This is a genomic window from Pseudomonas medicaginis (assembly GCF_965119365.1).
Lineage (GTDB): Bacteria > Pseudomonadota > Gammaproteobacteria > Pseudomonadales > Pseudomonadaceae > Aquipseudomonas.
This window is the reverse complement of record NZ_OZ221631.1, coordinates 2,918,468-2,943,574: the sequence shown is the minus strand read 5'-3', so window position 1 is coordinate 2,943,574 and position 25,107 is coordinate 2,918,468. Positions and strand designations below refer to the sequence as shown.

The 25,107-nt window shown below is 64.9% G+C and carries 7 protein-coding genes and 3 pseudogenes; 8 read left to right on the top strand and 2 right to left on the bottom strand.

The window, feature by feature from the left end; translation table 11 throughout:
• Positions 1-22: 22 nt before the first annotated feature.
• Entirely contained in the window at positions 23-1,360 is a 1,338-nt protein-coding gene (locus ACMTA2_RS13065) for an MFS transporter (protein ID WP_413795164.1), read from the bottom strand.
• Between ACMTA2_RS13065 and ACMTA2_RS13060 the strand changes: the two genes are divergently transcribed.
• Positions 1,352-1,714 carry a hypothetical protein gene (locus ACMTA2_RS13060; RefSeq protein ID WP_413795163.1) on the top strand — a complete coding sequence of 121 codons (363 nt, stop codon included), beginning with the start codon at positions 1,352-1,354 and terminating at the stop codon, positions 1,712-1,714. The genes ACMTA2_RS13065 and ACMTA2_RS13060 overlap by 9 nt on opposite strands.
• A gap of 41 nt (positions 1,715-1,755) precedes the next feature.
• Positions 1,756-1,986: pseudogene (locus tag ACMTA2_RS13055) on the top strand (hypothetical protein).
• On the opposite strand, the pseudogene ACMTA2_RS13050 reads toward ACMTA2_RS13055, so the two are convergent.
• A pseudogene (locus ACMTA2_RS13050) lies at positions 1,971-2,114 on the bottom strand (catalase); the annotation flags it as partial. The pseudogenes ACMTA2_RS13055 and ACMTA2_RS13050 overlap by 16 nt on opposite strands.
• 383 nt (positions 2,115-2,497) lie before the next feature.
• On the opposite strand from ACMTA2_RS13050, the gene ACMTA2_RS13045 reads away from it, so the two are divergent.
• The 6 genes and pseudogenes from ACMTA2_RS13045 to ACMTA2_RS13020 form a co-directional block, all read left to right on the top strand.
• On the top strand, positions 2,498-4,336 hold the full coding sequence (locus tag ACMTA2_RS13045; RefSeq protein ID WP_413795162.1) for a Hint domain-containing protein: 1,839 nt from the start codon (positions 2,498-2,500) through the stop codon (positions 4,334-4,336).
• An 85-nt stretch (positions 4,337-4,421) separates the two neighbouring features.
• A complete protein-coding gene (locus tag ACMTA2_RS13040; RefSeq protein WP_003200345.1) occupies positions 4,422-7,643 on the top strand; it encodes a hypothetical protein in 3,222 nt (1,073 codons plus the stop codon).
• A gap of 30 nt (positions 7,644-7,673) precedes the next feature.
• Complete coding sequence (locus tag ACMTA2_RS13035; protein WP_413795161.1) at positions 7,674-11,330, top strand: hemagglutinin protein; 3,657 nt, start codon at positions 7,674-7,676, stop codon at positions 11,328-11,330.
• A 22-nt stretch (positions 11,331-11,352) separates the two neighbouring features.
• Positions 11,353-12,870, top strand: a complete 1,518-nt coding sequence (locus ACMTA2_RS13030) for a ComEC/Rec2 family competence protein (RefSeq protein ID WP_003200339.1) — start codon at positions 11,353-11,355, stop codon at positions 12,868-12,870.
• Complete coding sequence (locus ACMTA2_RS13025; protein WP_413795160.1) at positions 12,871-24,711, top strand: hypothetical protein; 11,841 nt, start codon at positions 12,871-12,873, stop codon at positions 24,709-24,711.
• Between the two features lie 48 nt (positions 24,712-24,759).
• A pseudogene (locus tag ACMTA2_RS13020) lies at positions 24,760-24,956 on the top strand (hypothetical protein); the annotation flags it as partial.
• Positions 24,957-25,107: the final 151 nt, after the last annotated feature.

The window sequence follows — 25,107 nt, the reverse complement described above, 5'->3', positions numbered from 1 at the left end:
CAAGTTCCTGTGTTGGAAAAAATTACTGCGCCAGCGCGGCCCGGCTGACCCGGCGTCGTGCGTGACCGTTGGCCAGGATCGCCAATGCCGCGATGAAGGCCGGCACGCTGAGCATGGTGAACAGTAGCGGCAGACCCAGGCCGAGGCTGAGGACGGCACCGCCGATGAGAGAACCAAAGATAGCCCCGAAACGACCGATACCAAGCATCCAGCTGACACCCGTGGCGCGGAAATCCGTTGGGTAGTAACCAGGGGCGAAAGCATTGAGGCCAGTTTGTGCACCACTCATGCAAAAGCCTGCGGCAATGACGCCAACCGCCAGCAGGCTTGACTCAAGACTGAAAGCTCCCAGCAGCAGAATAAAGATGCCGCCAAATGCATACGAAGTGGCGATGACACCGTTCGGATTACGCCGGTCCATGATCCAACCCACTGCGATCGCCCCGACCGTACCGCCGATCTGGAACAGGCCCGTGATGGTGGCTGCACGCTCGATGGACAAACCGCCGTCACGCAGCAAGGTCGGCATCCAGCCCATCGTCAGATAAATAACCAGCAGGCCCATGAAATAGGTCAACCAAAGCGTCAGCGTGCCGGCGCGATAGCGTTCTGTGAACAGCATGCGCACCGGCGCCCTCTGCTCAGTTTTGGGTTCGGCGACAACGAAGTTTGTAGCACTTGAAAACGTCCCGCCGAGCTTGTTCAGCACTTTGGCGATCTGTGCAGCTGGCGCCTTCCTAGCCGCCAGGAAGCTCGCGGATTCCGGCAGCAGCAACCAAAGGAAAGGCAGCAACATCAGAGGCAGGATCCCGCCGGCCAACAACACCGACTGCCAGCCGAACAGAGGGATCAACCAGGCTGCCAACAAACCACCCAGCCCCGAGCCCATATTGAAACCGGTGAACATGATCGTAATGAACAGCGACCGGTTGCGTTCAGGCAGGTACTCGGACAGCAACGTGGTGGTATTGGGCATCGCGGCACCCAGGGCCACACCAGTCAACAAACGCAAAACTGCGAGTTCATAGGGATTACGGGCGAAAGCGCAAGCCAGGCTCAGCACGCTGAACCCCGTCACGGCAATCAGCAGCACCTTTTTGCGCCCCAGACGGTCGGCATAGGGGCCGGCAGTCAAGGCGCCAATAGCCAAGCCAACCATGCCTGCACTCATTACCGGACCAAACGCCGCCTTGGACAACCCCCAATCCTGAATCAGTGACGGCGCGATAAAGCCCATGACCGCGACATCGAGGCCATCGAACAGCACAATGAAGAAACACAAGCTCATGATGAGCCACTGATAGCCGGCAACCGGACGGTTGTCGATCCACGCTTTGACATCGACTGTTTCATGACTCATCGCTTTTACCTTCTTGTTTTTATAAAAAAACCGGCAGGCGCAAGACAGCCGCAAGCCCTTTTGTCTTCGAGAACTGGCGTGACTATAGGGCTGCGAATGTCTACTCCGCCTCTGGGAAATCTTGAAGCGGGTATCGTTTTTTCTTATCAGGATAGAAGATGGGTGAATGCCATCGTTGCGATGAGCATTCGGTCGAGCGTGCTGGCGGCTGGGGTGGACGGCATGGTCGGGATGCCTATGGCGCCTGATCGAGCAGGTATCAGCTGCACTCGCTACTATTCGGAACTGATCAAGAAGCTGATGTTTATCATGGAGGCCGTGACCTCCGATGCGAGACAGCTTGAACGGGAATAACGCTTGCCTGCTACGCTGTCCTCTTCCACGGAGGGATCACGTTGTCGAACGCAGATCTACTCGCGCCCCTGCTGTCCAAGATCAACCAAAACCAGCTTGCCCTCGAAGCCGCGATATGAAGGCGACTTTGTGGGCCGAGCAGCGCGGTGCATCAGAGATCGCCGGCAACATTCGTGGCACTTTGGGACACAATTGGTAAGAACGAGGAATTCATCAGCATGGCGTTAGCGGTAATGAAGACACCGGAAGAACAGACGTTAATCAGGCTGTAGGTATGGCTGCCGAAACCGTGCATATGACGGTAGCCATCAGGGATGCCACGGTCCGAGAACAGAATGGTGATCTGGTGCAGTGCTTCAGGCGAGTGCGACCAGAAATCCCACATCATCTGGGCGCTTTCAGGGCGCCTTCGACTCGGTCGTTGACGGTAGATGGGAACCTAGTTGGAAGAGATGAAGAAATTTTTTCAACAAAAATCTCCGATTCCCCTGCTAGATATCTCGGCAAATTTGATGTCAAAAAGCCTCATCACGCTTCCCCCACCCTCCCCGCCAGAAACCCCGAACTCCGCGGCTCAGAGATGACCAACCGGTCACGGAAAACCTTTTTAGCTGGTATTTACAGGCACTTGCTCAGCACGAAAAGCTATTTAGCACTCTAAAAACCGCTGAAATATTCATTTGCGGTTTCCTACCCCCCTGCTATGTTTCGAGCATCCGGCGCTCACATGGAATTGGCATCCGGTGCCAGTGAGCCGCTAGCCACCACCTCAGGGAAGACATCATGGCGACTCGCGATTTCGTTCGAGCTATGCGTCACGCTTTTCTCACTCTTGCCGTGCTCGCTCCCGTGGCGACCGCTCCGGTCCAAGCCGCCTACAAGGCCCCTGACAGCAAGGCACTGAGTGCAGAAACCATGGCCGACATCAAGGCCATGGATGCAGAAGTCAGCCCTGGCATTCCGCATCGCCTCGACCTGGCCAATCCGCTGCACTACCGTTACATCACCGAAACCTTCCAGCGCGCCGGGAAAACCCCAGAGAACTCGCCGCAGTTGTTCCGCAGCCTAGAACAGGGCCGGGATATCGGTATCGCAGAGCTGAAGAAAAACGCCACCCGCCCCAACCCCGCACTGGCAGTCAATGCCTCCGCCACGGACGGCATCCAGAACCTCAATTTCATCGCCACTTTCTCCCAGGACAACGGTGCCAGCTCCAACAAGGCCCAGGCGACTCTCGCGGCAGCTCAGCCCGGCTACCAGGCCACGGGGATTTCCTCGGTGGTGGGCGGGACCACCTCCACCTCTATCGTCATGGAGTTGTACGAGGTGGAAACCGGCAAGGTCTACGCCACCCAGTCCAACACCCAGTTCGGCCAGGGCACGGATTTCCGTGTGCAGGTCGCCAACCAAGTACCTGCTGCGGACGGTAACCCGACCACACAGGCCAAGGGCTTGTTCTACTACTACCCGGCCAACGCCGGTCCGATCGATCCGCCGGTGGTCTTCGTGCAGACCTTCCAGGACACCCTGAACCCCACCAGCGCCTGCCTCAACCAGCCGAACTACTGCGTGCGCAACAACGGCAACTGCACCGGAACCTACGAAACCACCTGCACCAACACCAAGGCCAACACTACGCAGATCAAATTGTGCTGGGCCCGTGGCAGCCAGCAGGAGTGCGACTACTGGAACTCCACCGCACACCCGACCAACTTCGTCTTCCCGCTGTCGGGCTCGGCCACCTTCGCCAACACCGTGGTTTCGCCACCGGCCGGGGTGACTTCAATCTATATCCAGAACCCCGCCGGCGGTGGCTGCAATGTGTATTTCCAGCAGGGCACCGTGCTCGAGCAGCAGTATTGGACAGCGAAGGACCAGACCATCTCGTGGAACTACCCGGCCTCGGCCTTCCCCAACACCGGCAACTGCATCAACTACTACGACGGCACCGCCGCCAACCTGTGGATTACCGCCTATGTCTCGCTCAACGGCAGCCAGGGCCAGGAGCCGCCGTTCGGCACCCTAAACTTCACCAGCGACCGCACCTACCTCGGCACGCCGGGAGTCAATATCATTCCGCCGCTGTACATCATGCAGGGCTGTCTGGCAGAAGGCACCGAGATCACCCTGGCCGACGGCAGCAAGCGCCCGGTGGAAGCCTTTACCGGCAAGGGCGGCGAGTCGGTGAAGAGCGCCGACGGCAAAACCAGCGAAGTGTACGGCGCGACCCTGGGCACCGAACCCCATCCGATGATCCGGATCAAGACCGCTGGCGGGCAGAACGTCCTGGTCACCCGCACCCACCCGATGATCCTCGCCAACGGCCTGCCGGTGCAGGCCCGCTACCTGCGGGTCGGTGACGAGCTGAGCAGCATCGACGGCAAGGTCATGGTCACCGAACTGGACCTGGAGCAGTACACCGGCAAAGTACATAACCTGCTGACCCAGCCCTACCCGACCGCAGGCACTTACTACGCCGGCGGCCTGCTCACCGGCGACGCCAATATGCAGCAGTCGCTGGCCTCGGTGGGCGAACGCACGCCAATGCGCAGCCGCGCCGAAATCCGCGCCACCCTGCCCAAGGAATGGCTGCAGGACTTCGACAATACCCCCGACCAGTGACGCCAGCGGGGATGCGCCAGTGCGCATCCCCTGACGCCCCTCTATTCCGGCTTTCCTTTTTCCAGCCCTTCTTCCGGAGGCTCGCATGGCCGTCCACGCACAAGCGCAGAACAACAACGACCCGGTTATCCAGTCCGCCATCTACGACGGCAGCAGCGTTCGGGTAATCTGGAGCCCCTCGAGCGACACCGGCGTCACCGGCTATATCATCCAGCTCGCCTGGCTGGGCGGCGGAGCCCCGGTGGTCGCCTACCAGAGCCAGGTGTTCCAGGGCCAGAACACCGCGATCGGCAACCTGCCCCTGAGCCAACCACTGAACACCGACGTCACCTACCAGGTGGTGGTCCAGGCGCAGTGGGGCAGCAGCTCGGGGCAGAACAGCGCGCCGGTGATCCTGCCCACCGCGCGACCCACCCTGGACGAGGCGCTGTACGACGGCCAAGGTCTGCGAGTGACATGGCAACCCTCGTGGCAGGCTGCGGTCGGCTATGAAATCGTAGTGGTGTCGCAGAGCATCGGCACCACCTACAACATCCCGGTCATCGGCACCCAGACCCGCTTCGTCGTGGTCGACAACGACAAGCTAGGCGGCGGCCTGGGTGACAATTCGGAATGGCAGGTGTACGTCGCCGCAGTCGGCGAGAACAGCGCCAGCGCACGCTCTAACGCAGCGAGTTTTCCGCCAGCATCGATGATCCGCCCGGTGCTGGGCAAGACCAACCTGTACCGCGATGGCAATCGCATCGTCGCCCGCTGGACCGGCAGCGGTGCTACCGGAATCATCGGTTACCGCCTGAGTGCCAGCAATCCGGCCAGCGCCATCTGCTACAGCGTCGACGTCCCCGGCGGAAACGCCAGCAGCGCCACCCTGGCCCTGCCCGCAACCCTGGCCGACAGCGAAAGCTTCCAGCTCTCGGTCACCGCCCTTACCACCAGCGGCGCCGGCCTGGTCAGCCCGCTGTCCCCCATCGTCTCGACCCGCCCAGTGTTGGCTGCGGTGGACTATAACGGCAGTACACTGAAGCTCGACTGGACAATGCCCTATAACCCGGCCGTGAGCGGCTACACCCTGCAGGCGGTGTCCCTGTCCAGCGGACAGAGTTTTGCCGCGACGGTCAGCGATGCCAGCGCCACCTCGGGCAGCATCCCCCTGAACACAGCGCTGGACAGCGCCCAAGCCTGGGTCGCGCAGATCATCGCCACCAACACCGACGGCGGTGTCGGTGCCGAGGGCGAATGGCTGCCGATCATCACCGGCAGCGCCAGCTTCACCAGCCTGGTGGTCAGCGCCGATGGCGGCAGCATCGATGTTACTTGGCAACCGCCAGCGTCGCTGACCAATCCTGAGTTCACCACGGTCAGTTTGCTGCTCAACGGCATTGCCACCAGCAGCCTCGGCGTCAACGGCAATACCGCACGCCTGGCCCTGCCGGTCAACGCCAACGGCGCGACCCTCACAGTCGGCCTGGTGCCCGCCAGAGGTGTGACGCGCAACACTAGCACCACGGCCCTCGGTGTGCCGCTGACGATCCCACAGATCAGCGGCTGGGACACCGATGCGGTGAGTGGCAGCGGCACCCTGAGCTGGGCCGTCCTGAGCGGCGCCCCCGGCTACCGTCTGAGCCTGCCCGGCGGCCAGCACCTCGACCTGACCGGTACCAGCACCCCGCTTACTCCCGCCCAGTTAGCCAGCGGCGGCAATCCGGCGCTAGTCACCCTGCGCAGCGCCGGTGTGGTCAATGGCTGCACCCTTGTCGGCCCTGCCAGCGCGCCTTTCGCCCTGGCCACCATCCCTGTGCGGGATGTCGTGGTGGACTATGACGGCGCCACCCTCAGCGCCCGCTGGAGCGCCGTGAGCGATGGGCAGGATTACCGGATTTCGGTACTGAAAACCGTGACCGGCACGACCAGTGTGGACCAAGCCTTCACCTCCAGCGCCGGGGTACTCGAGCAAAGCTGGGCCTACACCCCGAGCAACGCCGAGGCCAGCCTGAGCGTGGTGGTCCAAGCCAACCAGCCGGTGCTCGGCACCAGCAATTTCGGCCCGCCCAGCCACGCCCCGGTCCTGTACCGCAGCGCCTTCATTCCATCGGCGCAAGCCGCTTCGACCAGCTTCCCGCACCTGATCCCGGCGCAGGCCCTGGGCACCGCCCTCAGTGGCAACGCACCAACCGCGGCGCTGACCCTTTACCTGCCGCAGATCGGCAAGACCGGCAGTCTCAGCGGCCTGCCTATCAACAACGGCCCATTCACCCTGGCGGCGGCCCCGGGTACCACCTACCCCTACAGTCTCGCCATCGCCTCCAGCGGCACCGACTCGCCCTGGACCTTCGACAGCCAACCCCTGCGCAGCGGCCTGCTGAAAGCCTACGTGGCCTTTCTCCAGGCCCTGGAAAGCGCCGGTGCCGCAGCCTGGGGCATCATCGCCGTGCAGGACGCCCTGGCCCGGGTGATGCCGCAAACCTTCGAGGAATCGCTGTACTACGGCTTCGGCCTGTCGTTCCCCTCCCCCGATACCGGGGCCACACTCGGCTCGGTGGACCTGCGTCCCGGGATGATCCTGCGGGTTGCCGCCAGCCCCTTCCAGACGATCTCTTCGAGTTCCTCGGACCTGAAGTGGAGCAACGGCTATGTCGCCGGGCCGACGGTGGACTACCAGGTCGGCCAGTTCGTCGACAGCTCGGGCAGCATCACCACCGGCTGGGATTGCTTTATCGGTCAGCTGGTCAGCGGCGGTGCACTCTCGGTCAACCCACCGCCGTCCCATGACAGCACTCAGCAGATGGGCGGGGTCGCCGATGCCGCCGACCTGTATTTCCCGGCCTTCATCGTCCCGTTCTACCGCCTGTTCTCGCCGTCTGCCCTGGCCAGCGCCAGCGACCCGGCAATCACCACCACGACCAACAACTTCACCCTCGCCGCAGCCGCCAGCTTCACCGCCCTGAACAGCGCCAGCAATGTGCCCGGCGGCACCGTGCCGGTTGCCTATTTCCGTGGTCGCGCGGTGCCCAAGGCCTGCCTGCGGGTCACCCTCGACGGCACACCACTGGTGGTGCCAGTGGGCACCACGGTGGCCAACCTGCTGGCCCAGGCCGGGCGCATGCCGGTGCCTGCGGCGCTGCCGGTGCACGGCGTGCGGGTGCTACGCGGGCTGGGTGCCGCCGTGCTGGATCCGACAGCTGCCCTGGGCATCGGCGCCTGGCCGTTACGCCTGGACTGGAGCGGGCTGGGCAACTATGCCCCGGGCTGGACACCGCTGGCCATACCGCTGCTGCCGGGTGATGCCGTCTCCACCACCCAGCCCTGATCCATCACCGTCTCGCGACAGGGAGCCGCCATGAGCCTACCGGTGTTCGAGCAAGTCACGGCGGGCCTATACCGCCTTTCCACCCTCGCAGAGAGTGGCCTGGAGAGCTATTGGGCAGGCTATCTGGCCAGTCCCGGTAGCGACCTCGGCGCCAGCGCCAGCCTGGCCCAGACCTGGGCCGACCAGGGTGGCGCTTATCTGTTCTGTGCTAGTGCACCCGCCGATCCGGCGACGTTCGTTGCCGACCTGCGTACGCTGTGGCCGCGCCTGTCACCCAAGGGCTGGCTGCGCCTGCTGTGGATCGCCAACCCGACGGACAGCGCCAGCCAGTGGCAGACCCAGGGCATCGACGCCCTGCCCGTTGGCGAGCCGAGCGGTGGCTGGCGGGTGGTGCGCGATATGCGCTTCGCCCTCGGCCAGTATGCGGTGGCGATAAAAGGCGGCAACGCCTTGGTCGCCGGCAGCGACAGCCTGCTGTTCGATGGCGCCGGCCTGTCCTTCTTCGCCCAGGGGGGCGTCTATGCCGCAACCCAGCCCCAGTGCCCGCTGCCCCTGAGCGGTACGCAACTGGGTTGCCTGACTTTCGGCATCCGCGCCGGCAACGGCCTCGACAAGGAGGCCGACGACATGCAGCGCCTCGGCGTCATGCTGCGCTATGGCGAAGCCGATACCGACAGCCCGGTGGGCGAAGTCAACCTGATCGACATGCCGCTGTTCCGCCAACTGGACACCACGCCCTTCGACCTGGCCCTGACCTTCGATCCGCTGAACCCCGAACGGCCGCAACGCAGCGCTCTGGTCTTCGCCACTGGCCAAGGCAGCGTGCCGACTTTTGGATTTGCCCAGCTCAGCAATACCGGACATGCCACCCTGGCCACTCCACGCGCCGGCAGCGGCGACCTGCCGGGGGCACGCCTGAGCTTCGGACGTACCCCGTTGTTCGATGCCGCGGATGTCGCCAGTGCCAACCTGGTCTGGCACCTGGCGCCGGATGGCCTGTTCGACCTCGGCACACCACAACAGGCCCGCAGCAGCGATGGCAACACCCGCCTGATCCTCGGAGTCAGCGGTACCGAGACCGTGGTGCTGCCGCAGGTCAGCGCGTCACTGCTGCTGTTCCAGGCCAATGGCGCAGCCTATCTGCCGCCCGCCAGCGAGGAGGCGAACGGCGCAGCCCTGAGCAACCTCGGCACCACCGCCTGGGCCACCGTGCTGTCCGATGGTGGCAGTGGCCGCAGCTACGAAGCACAGCCGCCGCGCTCGCCGCTATTCAATGCGGCCAGCGTGCCGGTGGCGGGCTTCCTCTCCTACCTGAACATGAACGCCGCCACCCTGCCGACCTTGCAGGCGAGCCAGCAAAGTGCGCCGGTGGGTTGGCCCATGGGCGTCTATGGACGAATTGCCCCGGGGGCGATCGACCAGGCCGCCCATCTGGAGGACGCGGCCCTGGCGCCCACCCGACGCAAGCTGATCGGCCTGCCGCCATTGGAGGCAACGCGCAGCGCGCCCACCGGACGCCTGCGCCTCGGCATGCAGGCCGATGCCGCAGATGCCGACACCCGGCCTCTGGGCGTTACCCCCAGCGGCCTGATCGCCGTGCTCAACCCGGCGCAATCGGCGTGGGCCGGGGTGCTGTTCGCCAACATGCCGCAGTCGGATACCGGGCAGTTGATCTTCACCGAGGTCAAGCCGCCCTTCCAGGCCGCGCTGCAATCCAACCAGCTGTTCATGGTGGTGGCCGACGTCGATACCTTCATGAGCCAAGGCAGCTCGGTGGCCTATCAACTGACCGCCACCAACGCCGTCTCGCGCCTGCTCGCCGCCGGGGTACCGGTCGCCCAGGCCCAGGCGATCAACAATGCCCTGAAGGCACTCGACTACCCGGAATTCCCCAACGAAACCACGTTCGATGCCGCGGTGTCGTCCAGCGCTGGCGACTACCTGGCCGAGGCCCAGGCGGCGGCAGGCTTGCTGCGCGCCGATATAGAAGGTTGGACTTTCCAGCTCTCGCCGCGCTCCTGGCGCAACGGCACCCTGACCCCGACCCTGATGCTGTTCAAGTACTGCGGCCGGGCCATCACCGAACTCGCGGCGGACACCGGCGCCTGGTGCTGGCCGCAAGTCGCGCAGGCTGCGGACGGTTCACTGGCTCCGACTCAAGCCGCCCTCAATGCGGTGATCAGCAAAGCGCGCCTCGCCGCCCTCGACCCGGATATCGGCGACAGCGATCCGCTGGTGCTGTTCTATCACGAGGTGCTGCACAACCCGCGCTGGAACGGTGTGCTGTTCCTCAATGCGCCGATCGACTTCCAGGACATGCCCTCGGCCCTGCGCTTCATGGCCGCCGGGGTCGACCGATCGCGCTTCTACGCCCATCACATCGGCTTTTCGCTGACCCCCTACACGCCCCATGACGGCATTATCGACCTGGGCCAGACGGCGGCGTTCGGCCTGATTGACTACAACGACCCCGACGATCTGGTGGCCTCCACCACCATCCCCTTCGGTTACAAGACCCTCTCCATGCGCGTGCGCTTCGACAATGCGCGAGTGGTGGACTTCTCCGCCGAAGCCGAGCTGATGGTCAACCGCCTGTTCGCCTCATGGCTGGCGAAGGTTGATCGGGCCCGCGGCAACAACCTTATCCTCACCGGCAGCTATCAGCGTATCGGTGGCCAGCCGAGCTACTCCTTCAGCCTGCTGGGCAACAACGTATTCCAAAGCAACGGCGCGGCCCTGGCCTCCATCGATATCCGCGACTGCCGCCTGGAAACCGCCGCCGCCCCGGTGGACAGCCTGCTCACCGCCAACTTCGTGCTGTCGGGACGACTGGCCTTCGTCGAGATTCCCGAGTTCGACCTGTTTGGCTATGGCCCCGGCGAGGCGGTCAACGGCTACCTGGGTTTTCAGGGGCTGGTGGTGGCCATGTCCTTTGCCATGGAGAATCCGTCGCAGCAACGCTTCACCTCCGGCGAAGCCGGAGTCGGTTTCAACACCGGCCCCGGCGCCTCGCTGGCGCGTCCGGCTTCGCTGGTGGAGAACTTTCCGTTGCGCCTCGACGGTCTGGTCGCCGCTCCCGACCTGGCCCCCACCGGCCAGCAGCCGCAAGGGGCAACCCCGGAAAGCCTCGGTTTCACCTCCATCGGCGCGCCCCTGGACCAGCAACCCCTGGCGGCGCCTTGGTTCGGTCTCAGCTTGGCCCTGGACATGGGCACCCTTGGCGCCCTCAGCGGCGCCATTGGCCTGAAGATCACGCTGCTCGCCGCCTGGGGCCCGGAGCCGGTGGCGGGGGATCCGCCGGTCTATCTGGGAATCAAGCTGGGCATGTCCAACGCCATCAGCGGCAGCCTGCCGTTGCAGGGCGTGCTCAAGCTGGGTTTTCGCAACTTCCTGTTCGAGACCTGGCGCGACAGTGACCACCGCCTCAACTACCTGCTGCGCATGCGCCGCTTCGCCCTCTCGGTGCTGGCCTGGAGCTTCCCGCCGGGCAATGCCGACCTGAAGTTGTTCGGCGCTCCCGGCAGCCCGAAGACCTCGCTGGGCTGGTATGCGGCGTATCTCAAGGACGAGGAGAAGAAGAAGCAGCAGGCGTTGCTGGCTGGCCCTGCGCCGCGCCAGATAGCGCGGCGTACGCCGGACAGCAGGCGCCTCGCACGTTCCGGACGGCGTACGCCACCGGTTATCTGAACAGGACTCAAGGACAATCCCTATGAGCAGTCATTTCCGCCTCTATTCCCTGGATGTCGGGCAAGGTATGTCGACGCTATTCGTCGTCTATGACGCCAGCGGCGGGGTTACCGCTCTCGCCTTGTTCGATCTGGGCTCGCTTGGCAAACGCGACGTCGCCGGACCGTCCACGCTCGAGTTCCTGAAGAAAATGGCCCTGCTGCGGGAGTCGCCGAACGGGCGGATCGACGCCGTGTTCATCTCCCACAAGGATGGTGATCACATCAATATGTTCTTCGGCAGCGAGAGCGGCAAGGATCCCCTGCAGGGCCTGCTGCGTCTGCTCCCGGACATGACCATCGGACTTTGCCGCTATGGCGGTCGCTACAGTTGGTATGCTGACACCGCCACGGTCAGCAAGAAAAGCGAGAACCTGCTCACCCTGATCAAAGCGCGGACGGCCAAACCTGATGAGGACGTGAAAGGATTCCCGGTCGGCGCGAGCAGTATCTTGAGCTCCGGCGGCGTGGGCCCGCTCTGGGGCGCAGAGGACTACCTGGTGTTTCTGGTAGCGGCTAACGCGCCCTACAACGGCGAGAAGGTTGGCACTGCGGAAGACAAGATTTCCGAAAAACCCAACGGCGACCAGGCCAATTCCAAGAGCTTGGTGCTGGTGGTGGGCGTGCTGGCCGGAGGGCAGATGACTACCGCCATCATCGGCGGCGATGCCACGTTCCCCACTTTCCAGTACATCAACTGCCTTGCCAACGGTACGGGACAGAACGTCTACATGACGTTGCTGCCGCACCATGGCAGCCGCAAGACCACTTTCGGCCTGCCGTCGAAGACCAAGCCGATCAGCGTGGAAGCCCGTAGCGTGGTGGAGACCTACGCCCAACTGATGTCCGGTAAGACCGTAGTTGCCAGCGCGGACACCGGCAGCAACTACGGACACCCGTCCATGGAAACCAGCCAGCTGTTTCTCCAGTACGCCGACACCAGCAAGACCTGGTGGACCGACCCATTGGTCGGGAACAATCGCCACTTCACGACCGCCTATATCGACTACGCGCTGGACGCCACGAACTACAACCAGATCGGCATGCGAACCGTCCTGACGACCCAGAACCTCTACTCGACGCGCTATTACGATAGCTCGGTGGTGTCGTCGCCAATGGTCGCCTACGCCCCGTTCAGCACCTTTGACACGCTACCCTACAGCGACAAATTCGCCTTCGCCCCGGGCATGAACTGGATCTATACCCTGCTGCCCCAGGCCATGGGATTTCTCATCGACTTTCGCGGCGTATCCAGTAACCGTCTGCCCAAGGACAAATCGCTGGACCTGCTCACCCCCGAGCAACTGCTGGAGTCGTTTACCTTCGTTCATCGCGAAGGGCTGCCTGAGGTCGAGCCGGCAGTGCAGACCGTCGCGCCGCCCCTCTCTCCCCGCGTGGAGCCCCAGCCTGTCGCCCCTGGCAAGGCCCGGCCCTCCGCTCGGGCTCAGCGCCTAGCGCCGAGGCTAGGGACACCGGGTGCACAGACCGGAGGTCGCCGATAAATGTCCCTGTCCTCGACCTACGCGATTCTCAAGGCCGCCATCACCCCGGCGAACACCATTGACCTCTGGACGGTATCGGCCAACCCCGGACTGTCGGGACTGCGAGGCGTACTGGAACTCTTCGGGGTGTCCGCCAGCTACATCGTCAGCGCCGCCGCGATCAATCAGGGCCTGGACCGGGTGACGCTCAACGGCAACGGCCGCTATGGACAGCCCGGCGATCCGCAGGGCATGCGTTTCGCCGCCTGGCTGACCCTGCTGTACACCGAGCAGGACGGGACGGATGGGATCTTCCAGTTGTCCATGGCGCTGACCGAGCCGGGCTGGGCCTTCCAACGCTTCTTCAACCCGGCCTGCCTGCCGGCTAGCGAGAGGGTACAGACGGAAGACAGTGCGGTACTGTGGGGCCCCTCTTTCCTGTTATCGCTGGGGCTGATCGCTCCGGTGTTTCGTGCCGACAGCCGTCCGGACGCCAGCCTCACCCTGTCCGGTTCCCTGCCCGACTCACCGGTATTCGAGAGTTTCGCCGACATGCTGGCACCCTGGCCCCTGGCCTTGAATGGCACGCTGACGATGCCCGCAAGCTGGACCGACATACCGGTCATGACCTTGCGTGCAGTGGCCGCGAGTTCGTCCAGCGTTCCCATCACCGCCAACGGCGGCACCCTGGGCGGTCCCGGTGGATTGAACCTGCGCGAGCTCGGCCTGCAACTGCTGGTGCGCGACGATCTCGATGAAGCGATCTGGGATCGCACCAGCTTCTCGGTGGCCAACCTGACCGGTACCGTCATCCTCGGCAGCGGCCCCGATGCCTTGGTGGCCGCAGTCACAACGCAGATCCTCACCTCGGGCCCGCAGTGGCACATGACCGCGACCTTCGATCCGCAGCACGCCTCGGTCGTGCGCGGAATGGCGCAACTGACGACCATTTTCGGCCTGCCGGCGCTGCCCCTGCCGGACAATTTCCCGCTGCTGGAAACCTTCAAGTTCCGCTCAGTGGAGCTGTACTTCACGTCCCCCACCAAAGGCGTGCTGCCGACCCTGAATTTCCTCGTGGTGTCCATCGGCTCGGACCAGCAGTGGACGCCACCGGTACCCTTCGTCACCCTGCACAATGTCGGCACCCGCTGGACCTGGGGCTGGAGCAAGGACCGCGCGGGCAAAAGCGTCAGCAGTGTTTCCGGGTCGATCAGCGGCTCGCTGCGCTTCGGTGGCGCGGCCCCGCAGGACAAGGTCGATGTTGACATTGCCGTGGCGCTGCCAGACCTGTTCATCCAGGGCAACATGCGCGCGGGCGATTACATCCCCATCGGCCAGGCCTTCACCTACTACTTCGGCGCCCCCGGCCCCAGCGCCGGTGGCCTGAGCAGTGCGGTTGTCTCGGCGCTGGGGTTCTTCGCCGACCCGCTAAACCAGACCTACAACGCCAACACCACCGTGGTGTTCCTCGACCCTTCCACCGGTTTGCCAGATCTGCGCCAGGGTTGGACGGTCGACCTGATCGTGATCGATCTGGTCCTCGAGCAGGTCGATTTCTGGATCGCCGTACAGAACGGTCGCGTAGGCGGCGGTCTGTCTGGCGTATTTTCGTTCTACCCGGACGCGGCCGCCGACGATTACGAAAGTCCAAGGCTGATGCTGGCTGCCAGCTACCCCATCCAGGATCCGGCGACACCCCGGGGCTGGGTTTTCGAAGGCCATCTCTACCAGGGCACCAGCATCAATCTCACTGACCTGGTCACCCAGTTCCTCGGTCTCGGCAAGGCTCCCGCCTCGGTGCCGGTATTGATGGTTGACCGCCTGGACGTCAGCTTCGCCACCGGCGACAAGTCCTATGAACTGGGCGGTACCATCTCCATGCGCTGGACCCCACAATTGTTCGGCACACCGCTGAAAATCTCGGCGGCGGCGAGCATCGATATCGCCCGGGCCGGCAGTGCGCCGCAGGGCAAGCCGGCCTCGGGGCGCCTGAGCGGCGAATTCTCGATCAACCGCATCGGCGTCGAAGTGGGCATGGACGTGGGCGTCGACGAGCCGACTTACCTGCTCAAGGTCTATGTCGATACGATCTGGGTCCAGGCCATTACCGCCTGGCGCGGCGAGAAAGACAGCACCACCAATCCGCGTCACCAGGTGATCTCAGTGCAATTGGGCGGCACCACCCTGGGCGACATGCTCGAGTACCTGGTCAACCTGGCCGCGCCGACCCAGGGCTTTACCCTTGACTCGCCCTGGGATGTGCTCAAGCGCATCGAGCTGTCCAGCTTTGTCTTCACCCTCGACCCGACCAACAACGTGGTGGAGTTCGTCTACAAGGCCCAGGTCGACCTGGGCTTCGGCAGTCTCTCGGCGATCGGCGTGCGCTATACCCGCGCCGGGGCCGGTAAGGTGGAGCTGATCCTCGAAGGTTCGCTGCTGGGCAAGTCCTATACCGGCGACGATGCCCTGGCCTGGGATGTGGTCAACGACCCACCGCCCGCCGTGCCCGGCACCGGTTCTTCGCTGGTGGAGCTGCGCTACCTCGGCATCGGCCAGCGCATCCGATTGCAGAACCCGGTGGACACCGTGGCCGGCAACCTGGCCCTGCTCAAGGAATTCATGCTGCCGGTGGAGAATCCCGACAACCTGCCGAGCACCCGCAGCAGCGGAGTCGCCTTCTCCGCCGACAGCCAGTGGCTGATCGGCCTGGATATCGGCCTGATGGCCAATACCGTGGACCTCGCTTTCCTGTTCAACGACCCGATTCTCTACGGCCTGTCGGTAGGCCTCAACGGCGAGAAGGCCGGCAGCCTCGCCGGGCTGCGCTTCGAGATACTGTACAAGAAGATTTCCGATGACGTCGGCATGTTCCGCGTCGAGCTGCGCCTGCCCGATGCCTTCCGGACCTTCCAGATCGGCATCGCCTCGCTGACCCTGGGTACCGTGGTGATCGAGGTCTACACCAACGGCAATTTCAAGGTGGACCTGGGCTTTCCCTACAACCAGGACTTCAGCCGTTCGTTCTCGGTCCAGGCCTATGTCTTCATCGGCCGCGGCGGGGTCTATTTCGGCTTGCTCGACGGCGTTACCTCAAGTCAGGTGCCACGTATCAGCAACGGCACCTTCTCGCCGGTACTGGAGCTGGGTATCGGCCTGGCGGTGGGGGTGGGCAAGGAGATCCGCGCCGGGATCCTCGGCGGCGGTGCCTATGTCGAAGTGCAAGTGATCTTCCAGGGCGTGCTCGGCTGGTTCAACCCCTCCAGCGCCGGATTGCCGTCGGCCCAGTATTTCCGCGCCCAGGGCATCGCCGCCCTGCACGGCAAGGTCTACGGCTACGTCGATTTCAAGATCATCAAGGTGTCCGTGAGCCTTGAGGCCTATGCCCAGGTCAGCGCACTGTTCGAGTGCTACCGGCCGACCGAATTCACCCTCAAGGTCTCGGTGCGCGCCGAGGCCAAGGTGAAGATCCTGTTCATCAAGATCTCGTTCAGTTTCCACGTATCCCTGGAGCTGTCCTTCACCCTCGGTTCGGTGCAGCAGACACCCTGGATCGTCGCACCAGGCGGCGACCCCAAGGGTTTCCAGAGCAGCCGCCTGCTGGCCATGCCGGGACGTGCCGGCAGCCTGGCTGGCGGTTCCGGCCCACGGGCGCGGCGCAATCGCGCGCAACGGGTGGCGGTGCTCAGCGCCCAGCATCTGCACCGGGTACTGTTGCGCAAACGGGCCAGCAGCCCCCTGGCGCAAGTGGAGGATAGCGATTGGAGCTGGGACCCGAGCCGCAGCCAGTGGCCCGACGGCCAGCCGCGCAGCGCCCTGCTGTATCTGCTGCCGAGCATTTCCATCGGCGAACTGCCGGTGTCGTGGAGCGGCCCGGCCCAGGCCGATGCGACGCCCAACTATCGCGCTGCGTTCATTCTCTGCGCCAACTCCGGGGTCGACCCACTGGCACCTACCGCCCGTGCCGAAGCCCGACGTTCAGCGCTGCACCACGCCCTCGCCACCAGTGCCGAGGACACGGCGAGTCTGACTCCGGACCTTTGGGTACGCACGGTGCTGCTCTATGCGCTGTACGCCATTCCCGATGGTCCGCGGACCGAGACCGATCCGCTCACCGCCGGCCAGTTGGCCCTGCTCGCCACCGTTCTCGACGATCCGCAAAGCGCCGATGTGGCCTTTGCCTGGACCAAATTGGATACCCTGTTCGCCACCAACCTGCACCTGCTACTGGGTGCCGATCCGGGGGCGGTCACCGAAGTCGGTGGCATGGTCGCACCGCTGCCACCAGGCTTGACCCGCAGCGGCACGCCGGGCGGAACCCTGAGTTTCGCCGAGGCCAATCCGGTCGGCCCCTGGTACGAATGGCAACTGGCGCAGTACATGGGCCAGTACCTGCCGGTGGGCGGTGCCAGCGGGCCGCGTCCGGAACAGGACGATCCAGCGACCTACGAGTCCTTCCCGACCTTCATCTTCCGCGACTACTGCCTGATGCTGGCCAAGGCCGCCGTGGAGGAAGCCAGGGATCTGTTGGCCAGCACCACGGTCAGCGTCGCCGACGATGGCAGCGGCCAGGGCCAGTCCCTGGCGCAACTGGCGGCATGCTTCGCCAGCGCCACCATCGACTACCCGGTACGCGCCGGGGATACCGTGGAAAGTGTGGCCCAGGCCCTTGGCGCCAGCAGCGCCGAGCTGCTGTTCCTCAATCCCGATCTGGAGCGTCAGTTGGCCAGCGCGCCGGTGGGGAGCCGCCTGCCGGTGAATCTCGGCATCGCGCCAGAGGTGCTGGCCGAGGACAACGCCAATGAAACCTTCGCACTAAACAGCGTCGAGCTGGGCACCCTGATTCACCAGGCCGCCCGCAGCGAAACCCTGGACGCCATCGCCAGCCTGTTCAACCTGGCCAACAGCAGCCTGCTGTTCGAGGCCGACGGCAGCGGCCTTGGCGAATCCGCCGAACTGCTGGATCCGGCGGTGCCCTTCGACCTACCGGTGCGAACCTGGAGCAATGGCCCAGCCGACGAGTTGTTGGCCGCCGCCACGGCCTATGTACGCTATCGCCGGCCACAGCTACTCCCGGCAGACTGGTACGCCCAGGCGGTATTCAACGGCAATGCCGAACTGATCGCGAAACTGACCCGCAATGACCTCACCCGGGACAGCCTGGAACTGCCGCCGGGCGAGACCCTCCGGGTGCCCCAGGGGTTCAATGCGCTGGAGCCGCTCAGCGACTACATCACCCAGCCCGGCGACACCCTCGAGCGTATCGCCGCGACTCTGGCACTGGTCCAGGTCTATCCCACGCAGTCGCCGTCGGAAGCGCCGGACTGGCAGGCGTTCCTCGGCGCCGTGACCAACCTTGGCAACAACACCTATGTGCTGCCACTCATCCATGACCTGTATGCCGTCGCCGGGGAAAGCCTCAATGACCTGGCCCGGCGCTTGCTGCTGGATGTCAGTTGGACCGCCAGCAGCGACCCGGCGGTGGGCACCTGGCAGTACGCCTGGACGAACATCCTCGCCTGGGCCGGCCCGGCCACCTTCCTCGCGCCCCTCGCCCTGGTCCCTGTGCCGAACGCCGTGGCCAAGGTCGACGAAGGCCAGGCCCTGAGCTTCACCCTGCTGGCCAACACCTATGGACTGAGCATTGCCGATGCCGCCGTGCGCCTGGAAAATCTCGCCGGCCTTTACCCCATCGACACCGTTCTGAACGTGACTCAGGTGCCGGTGATCACCATCGACCAACTGCTTGACCAACTGCTCGGCGGCGAAGCCCTGCCACGTATCGTCAACCAGGGCTCGCGCTCGCTGATGGCCGGCCTGCGCGCGCCAACGCCGGTGACCGACGCCCTGGGGCATGCGGTCGCCGACCCGCAACAACCCACCCCGCTCTACGACCTCACCGGCCAGCAGTTCGACCTGGCGGTGGACACTTCACCGGACAAGGCCGACGACCCGGCACTGGACATGACCCTGACCGCCCAGAGCAGTTGGATCAGCCTGGTGGACAGCACAGTCGCCGGTGCCAACGCCATGTCAGACAGCCGCTTCCTCGCCCGCAGCGATATCCCTGTCGGCATGGCGGTGCCCACCGAGGTGGTGCAGAGCCTGAACTACCACTACAACAACGCGCAGATCATCGCCATGGGCCCGGCCACCAGCCTGACCCTGCCGGTCGTCAAGCCGCCAGCGGCCATGGCCCTGGCCGGACGTTCGCCGAAAGCCTACGGCCTGACCCAGCGGATCGAACTGCAAACCCCGGTGGTCCTGCCGATTCCCGGCATGGACGCCCCGCCCGTTGGGGCCCAACCGACCCTCTGGCCGCTGCCGGCGGATCTGCGAGCCAAGGCCCTGGCCGGTTCCCGCGTAGCCTACGACCTGCTGACCACCGCCGAAGGCGCCAGCGCCGGCCGCGATGCAGTCGCCGTCGAGAGCGCCACTTGGGCCTGCCGCATTCCCGTGGCGATCAAGCAGATCAACGACGCCCTGACCTTGTTCACCCTGCAAGGCGTGGACGAGGCCGAGCGCCCGACCTTGTTGGCTTTACGCGCTTGGCTGGCGGCCGGCGAAGGCGCCGGCACGGTGGTCAAGGTGCTGACCCTGCCGGCGCCGAATGCCGGCAATGCCGCCGGGATCAGCGTGCTCGACGGCACGCCAGAGCAGACCTGGCTGATCCAGGCCAACCTGTCCACGGAAAGCGTACCGCGCTCCCCCGACGTAACCCTCGGTCGGGTCAACAGCCTGGACCGGGATGGCGATCCGACCCCGACCGCGTCGCTGAATGAGCTGGAGCGCTTCGTCACCCTGCTCTGGGAGGGTAGCGTAGTCGGCGGCACCGGCTACACCCTGGGGTTGGAAAAAGGCCTGCCGGCCAGTGCCCTGGATGCCAATGGCGCGGCCAGCATTGATCTGCTGGTGATCGCCGGGACCCAGCAGGCCGCCGCGCCGCAAGGCCGCAGTCTGCTGCCGTTCAATACCTGCGCGCTGGTAGCGCCGGGGCTGGATGCGACCATCGGTACCCTCTATGCCGAGGACCATAATGAAGAGGACACGATTCTCCAGGCCCTGGTACCGGCAGGCAGCGTCGGCTTCAACCTGACCCTGGACGCACCGCCGGAAGAAGCCGAGAACACTGCCCAATTGCAGGCCCGCAGACTCTTCAGCCTGCTCGGCACGCAGATTCCCGCCAGCCAGGATTCGCCGTTCGCCATGGCCGCCTCGGGCATGCCGGCGCCTCCCACCCCGGTGGAAAGGGACGCCCCCCCGGCGTGGAAACGCGAACGCCTCATCCGTCGCGGCGTGCTGCGCGACAAGCGCCTAGCCGAAGAGGCCGATCCGTACTGGCTGTACGAGCAGATCCTGCCGCTGTACCGCTTCGCCACACCGTCGCCACTACCACGAGTAGTCGGCCTGCCCAGTCCGGACAACGATCCGTACCGCGGCTTTGGCTGGGCCACGAGCCTGCCCTCGGCTCAGGTCGAGCTGAATTTCCAGGACATCCTCGGCAACCAGACCGGCACCAACCCCGCCGGCCAGGGCCAGATCAGCCTGCCCAGCGGCTATACCGATTCATTGCTGGGAGTCGGCGACTGGCCGGCGCTGGTCAGCGCCTGGGTGGTCAGCGTCAGCGATGCCAAGGTGACCCTGAGCATCAGTCTGGAGGCGCGCCCGGCCACGGTGATGCCGTCGCCAAGCCAGCCCGGCGATGCCGCCGCGCAAACCGCCGATCGCCAGGCCGAAGCCTACGCCAAGGCCTACTACCAGCTCGGCCAGCCGCTGAACGCGGCAGTGGAAACCAGCCTCGACATCAGCGCCGCCCACAGTATCGACCAGCAACCGCTATGGCGCTTCGCCGCTGCGTCCCAGGCCTTCAGCGCCAGTGCATCGCGCCTGGGGGCCGCCCGTGCCCCGGCCAATGCCACCCTCGCCTCGCTGGCCGAGGACTACAGCCTGCGGTACGCGGAAATGGCCCTGGCCAACGCGCAAGTGCCCATGCAGACACTGTTCGGCGTCGGCGCCCTGTTGAAGGTGCCGGCCTATGCCCTGTTTGCCGAAAACGACACGGCGCAGAGCATCGCCGGTATCACCCGCCCCAGCGGCTGGCCGAGCATCACTGCCGAGGCCCTGTTGGCCACCCCCAAGAACGGCGAGTTGCCGCTGCGCAGCGGCGCGGTACTCAAGGTGTCGCCTGCACTGACCCGCAATACCGCAGACGGCAGTGCCAACCTGGCGACGCTGGCCAATCTCCTCGGCACCCTGCCGGGGTTGCTGGCCGGTGATAATGCCAGCCTGACCATTCTCACCCCCGGGATTACCTTCTCGGTAGCGGTGTCCGAGGCCGAGCAGGTGTCGGTCACGGTGACCGAGGCCGATGCGCCGACGCCGATCCGCTCGCTGGAGCAGGTCTGCACAGCGTTCTCGGCCCTCGGGGTGAATATCAGCGTCACCGACCTGGGCCAGAGCCATCAAGCGCTGCCCGCGATCTTCCAGGCCAACCAGCTGATTTCCAGCACGGTCTGGGTCGCGGGCAGCAACGACAGCCTGGGGCACAACGGCAGCGGTCTGGGGCAGACGGCCCTGGCAGCGCTGAATACCACCTCGGTCAATCTGTTCGAGATGGGCGCACTGCTGTATTTGGGTGACTTCAACGACGGTGCCGGGATCAGCGCCGACGGCGCGCAAACCCTGCACCAGTTCGCCGATGCCCATGCCTGCCCGGCGGAACTCCTGCTGGGCGCCAACCCGGATCTCGCGGTGCCGGCCGACGGCGCCTTCGCCCTGCCCGGCCGGGTGAGCTGGCCGAGCGACGATCCACAGTTGAGGGTGCCCTACTCGATCCAGAGCGGCGATAGCCTCGACACTATCGCCCCGCGTTTCACCCAGAGCACGTTGGACCTGGCCACAACCAACCTGGAGATGCCAACAGTGGTGGCCGGTGGTGTGACCCTGAGCATCAGCGTCGGCGGCCAGTCCTACAGCTTGACCACCGCCGCCAGCGGGCAAAGCCTGGCCGCTACCCTGAGTCAGTTGCAGCAGCAGGCGCCTGCGGCGACCCTGACGGATCTGCTGGCAAGCATTGGCGACGATAGCCAGGCGCTGAACCCAGGCACGCTGCTGATCTGCGCCCCCGCACAATTCACCAACGCCACCGCGCCGTCGGCGATTGCCGGTCTGCTGGGGGTCAGCGCCGGGGCCTTCGCCCTGGCCAACGTCGGTACGCCGAACCTGATCGCCAGTGGTATCCATCTGGATGCCCCGCAGGGCCAGGCCAGCGTGGTCACCCAGGCCAACGACTGCCTGAATAGCTTGATCGTGCGTTTCGCCGAAGTCGGGGTGCAGGTCAACGCCCAGGAAATCGTCGAAACCCCGACGAACGCCGACAAGCCGCTGTTCGCCGCCGCCACACCTGCCCTGGTACCGCCAGCCGGGGTCCGTATCAGTCTGCCGATCGGTGCCAGCGGGCCTTATCCCGGGCCGGCCTTCCCGCTCAATGTGAGCCTGATCTTGAGCCGCCCGACGGCGCTGATCAACCCGGACTTCGCCGTCGACAACGACGGGGGCGTGTCACGCAGCAGCAGCCCGATCCCGGCCCCGCAAACGCCAGCGGCCGAGGACCAGGGTGGCGGCCTGGCCTTCAACGCCTTTATCGCCGCCATGCATGCTGCCCTGCCCGACCTGCGTGTCGCCACCGGCCGCGCCCTGGAGGACAGTCGCGATCTATGGGCGGTGAACTTCGGCGACGCAGGGATCCGTTCCCTGAGCATCGCCGGGGCCACCACGGTGCCCGGTGCTGCGGGACCGCAGCCGCGCTTCTTTGCCCTGACCCCGCTATACAAGAGCCTGGTCAGCCGCCAGGGTGTCGGCATCAGCGCCTTGCTGCCTGATGGCACGCTGTCGCAAGCCAGCAGCCAGCATGACTTCCAGGGCATCGACGTGGAGCCCTGGGCCGGGCGCTTTCTCTCGGACATCGACCGCATCCTCGGCGCCAGCAACGTCGCCGCGCTGTACCGTACCCCGGAAACCCGCCAGACCCTCAGAGATTTGGTGTCGGTCAAGCGCAAACTGGCCGGGGCCATTCCAGAGGGGCTGGAGCCAGTTCTGGAAATCAGCGACCCGGATGCAGCCGCCGGCCAGGCGGCTGCGGCCACCACCCTGCAGCAGCAACTGGGCATCAGCCTGTCCCGGGCCTGGAGTGCCTCGACCCTGGTGCAGCTGAACCGCGAGGTCGCTTCGGCCTGGCAAGACCCGGACAGTGCATTGCTGCCAGCGGACATGTACGGCGGCATCGAAGTCACCCGCGGCGGCGAGGAGCGGTCCTGGAGCATGAGCGCGGGCAAGTGCTGGCTGACCGACTTCTCGCCGTTCATCACCCTGCTGCTGACCGAATCCGATCCCGCCAGCCACCGCGCGGTCACCGCCAACATGGCCTTCGGCATCACCGACCTGGAGCGCAATATCACCAGCGCCGGCTTGCCCGACGGATATGCTGCCTCGCAATGGCTGACCTTCGTCCCGCCGCTGGGCGGCAGCAATCTGCCGGCGGCGTTGAGCGTCGACCTGGGCGAAGTCTCGGTACCGATTGCGCTGCGAGATTTCCCGGCGCTTCCGATGATCGTCGAGCAGCGCGCCAGTGCCACCGCGTTGGACGCAGAACTGCGCCAGAACCTGCGCAGCCGCCGCGCCCTCAGTACCCTGCGCGCGGACGGCGAGGCAAGCCTCGCCAGCCTGGCGCTGTGGGACCACCGCTTCACTTACTCCCACGAGCATGCTGAGCAGGACGATGTCAGCGTGACCCTGAGCTACAACCTGCGCCTCGGCCAGATGATGCGGCTGGCGACCAGCGATGTGGAACTATTCGTTCAGTTGGCGCGCTATATCGCCGTGGCCGACGGCCTCTGGGACATCCTTGGCGACCTGCCGGAAAGCGGCGCCCTGACGCCGGTGCAGAGCAATGCGGCCAATACGCTGCGCGACCTGGCCAGTGCGGTCGCCGACAGCTGGAACGTACGTCTGCTCGACAACAACCCGGATACACGCCTGCAGGCCCCGGCCACCGATCAGTTCAGCTTCAAGGCGAGGGTCACCGATCGGGGTGGGCCGCAGAGCAGCCGCGAAGTGGCCAGTCTCAGTATGACGGCGCTGAGCGCTGGCGTCGGTCCCAACGGGCATTGGCCGCAGGTCTGGGCACTGACCGCAGCGGGGTTGATGGTGCAACTGGAACGGACAAGCGTCTCGGCCAGCGAGTCCCGTTATGCAGTGGCGCCGGATGTCCATGTCCCGGCGTCGTGGCCAACCTTCAGCCTGGTCTTCGCGGGACTCAACGTCGGCCGCTGGCAGAACGCGACCGGCTCGATCCTGGTCCAGCGCAACCAGAAACTCTTGGGTGCCGATGGGCCCTCGACCAATCCGGCGTTCGTGTTCCAGACCGACCGGGTCGAAGCCGCCAGCGTGGCCACCCCGCTCAATGCCTGGGACCAGCGAGTGCCGCTGGCGACCTCCCCTACCACGGTCAGCGCGGCCTTGCAGGCAGCCTTCGACAGCCTATTCAACGACGCTGCGAAAAATGGCGGGCTAAGCATCACCGTCGGGGTCGCCTATGCCTACGAACTGGCCACCGACCCACTGGATCCGAACCATGGCCTGGTCGGGGAAACGCCGGTGTACCTGTATCCCAACCAGACGCTCGACAGCAGTACGGCGGGCGACCTGCAAACGGCAGTGGATACTTGGCGCGGGCAGGCCAATCCGCAGCGAAATGGCGGGGAATGGGTGTTTTCGTTGACCTTGTATTCGTCGCTTGAGGAGGACCAGCGGCCGTTGCTGGTGATCGGGAATATGTATTTGCCGATGGTGCTGGAGCAGAGTTAAAGCCGCTCAGCTCTTCGCCCGGCTTGGCGTGGTACAGCACCAGTATGGGAACAGCGCGTCGCCGAAGCGGCTGCCAAAATTGAGGCGCGGCGTCAGACGGCCTCAATCGGCATTCTCGATCTTGAGCAAGGTCGCTCTACTCAGTGAGTGGAAAAAACCTAAAGCAGTACTTGGAAGCTCTGAGTTTTGAAGCAACCCACGTTGCGAGAGAAGACCCTGAACATGTTGCGGTATCGAATTCTTGACGCGGCGCGCCCTGATATTCTCAGGGCATCCTGGACACAGTTCGGCGACATCACCGGCGCAACTCAAATTTCAGGCAAAAAAAAGCCACTCATCCGAGTGGCTTTTTTCTGATCCTTGAGCGGGAAAACGAGACTCGCATTTGGCCTCAGA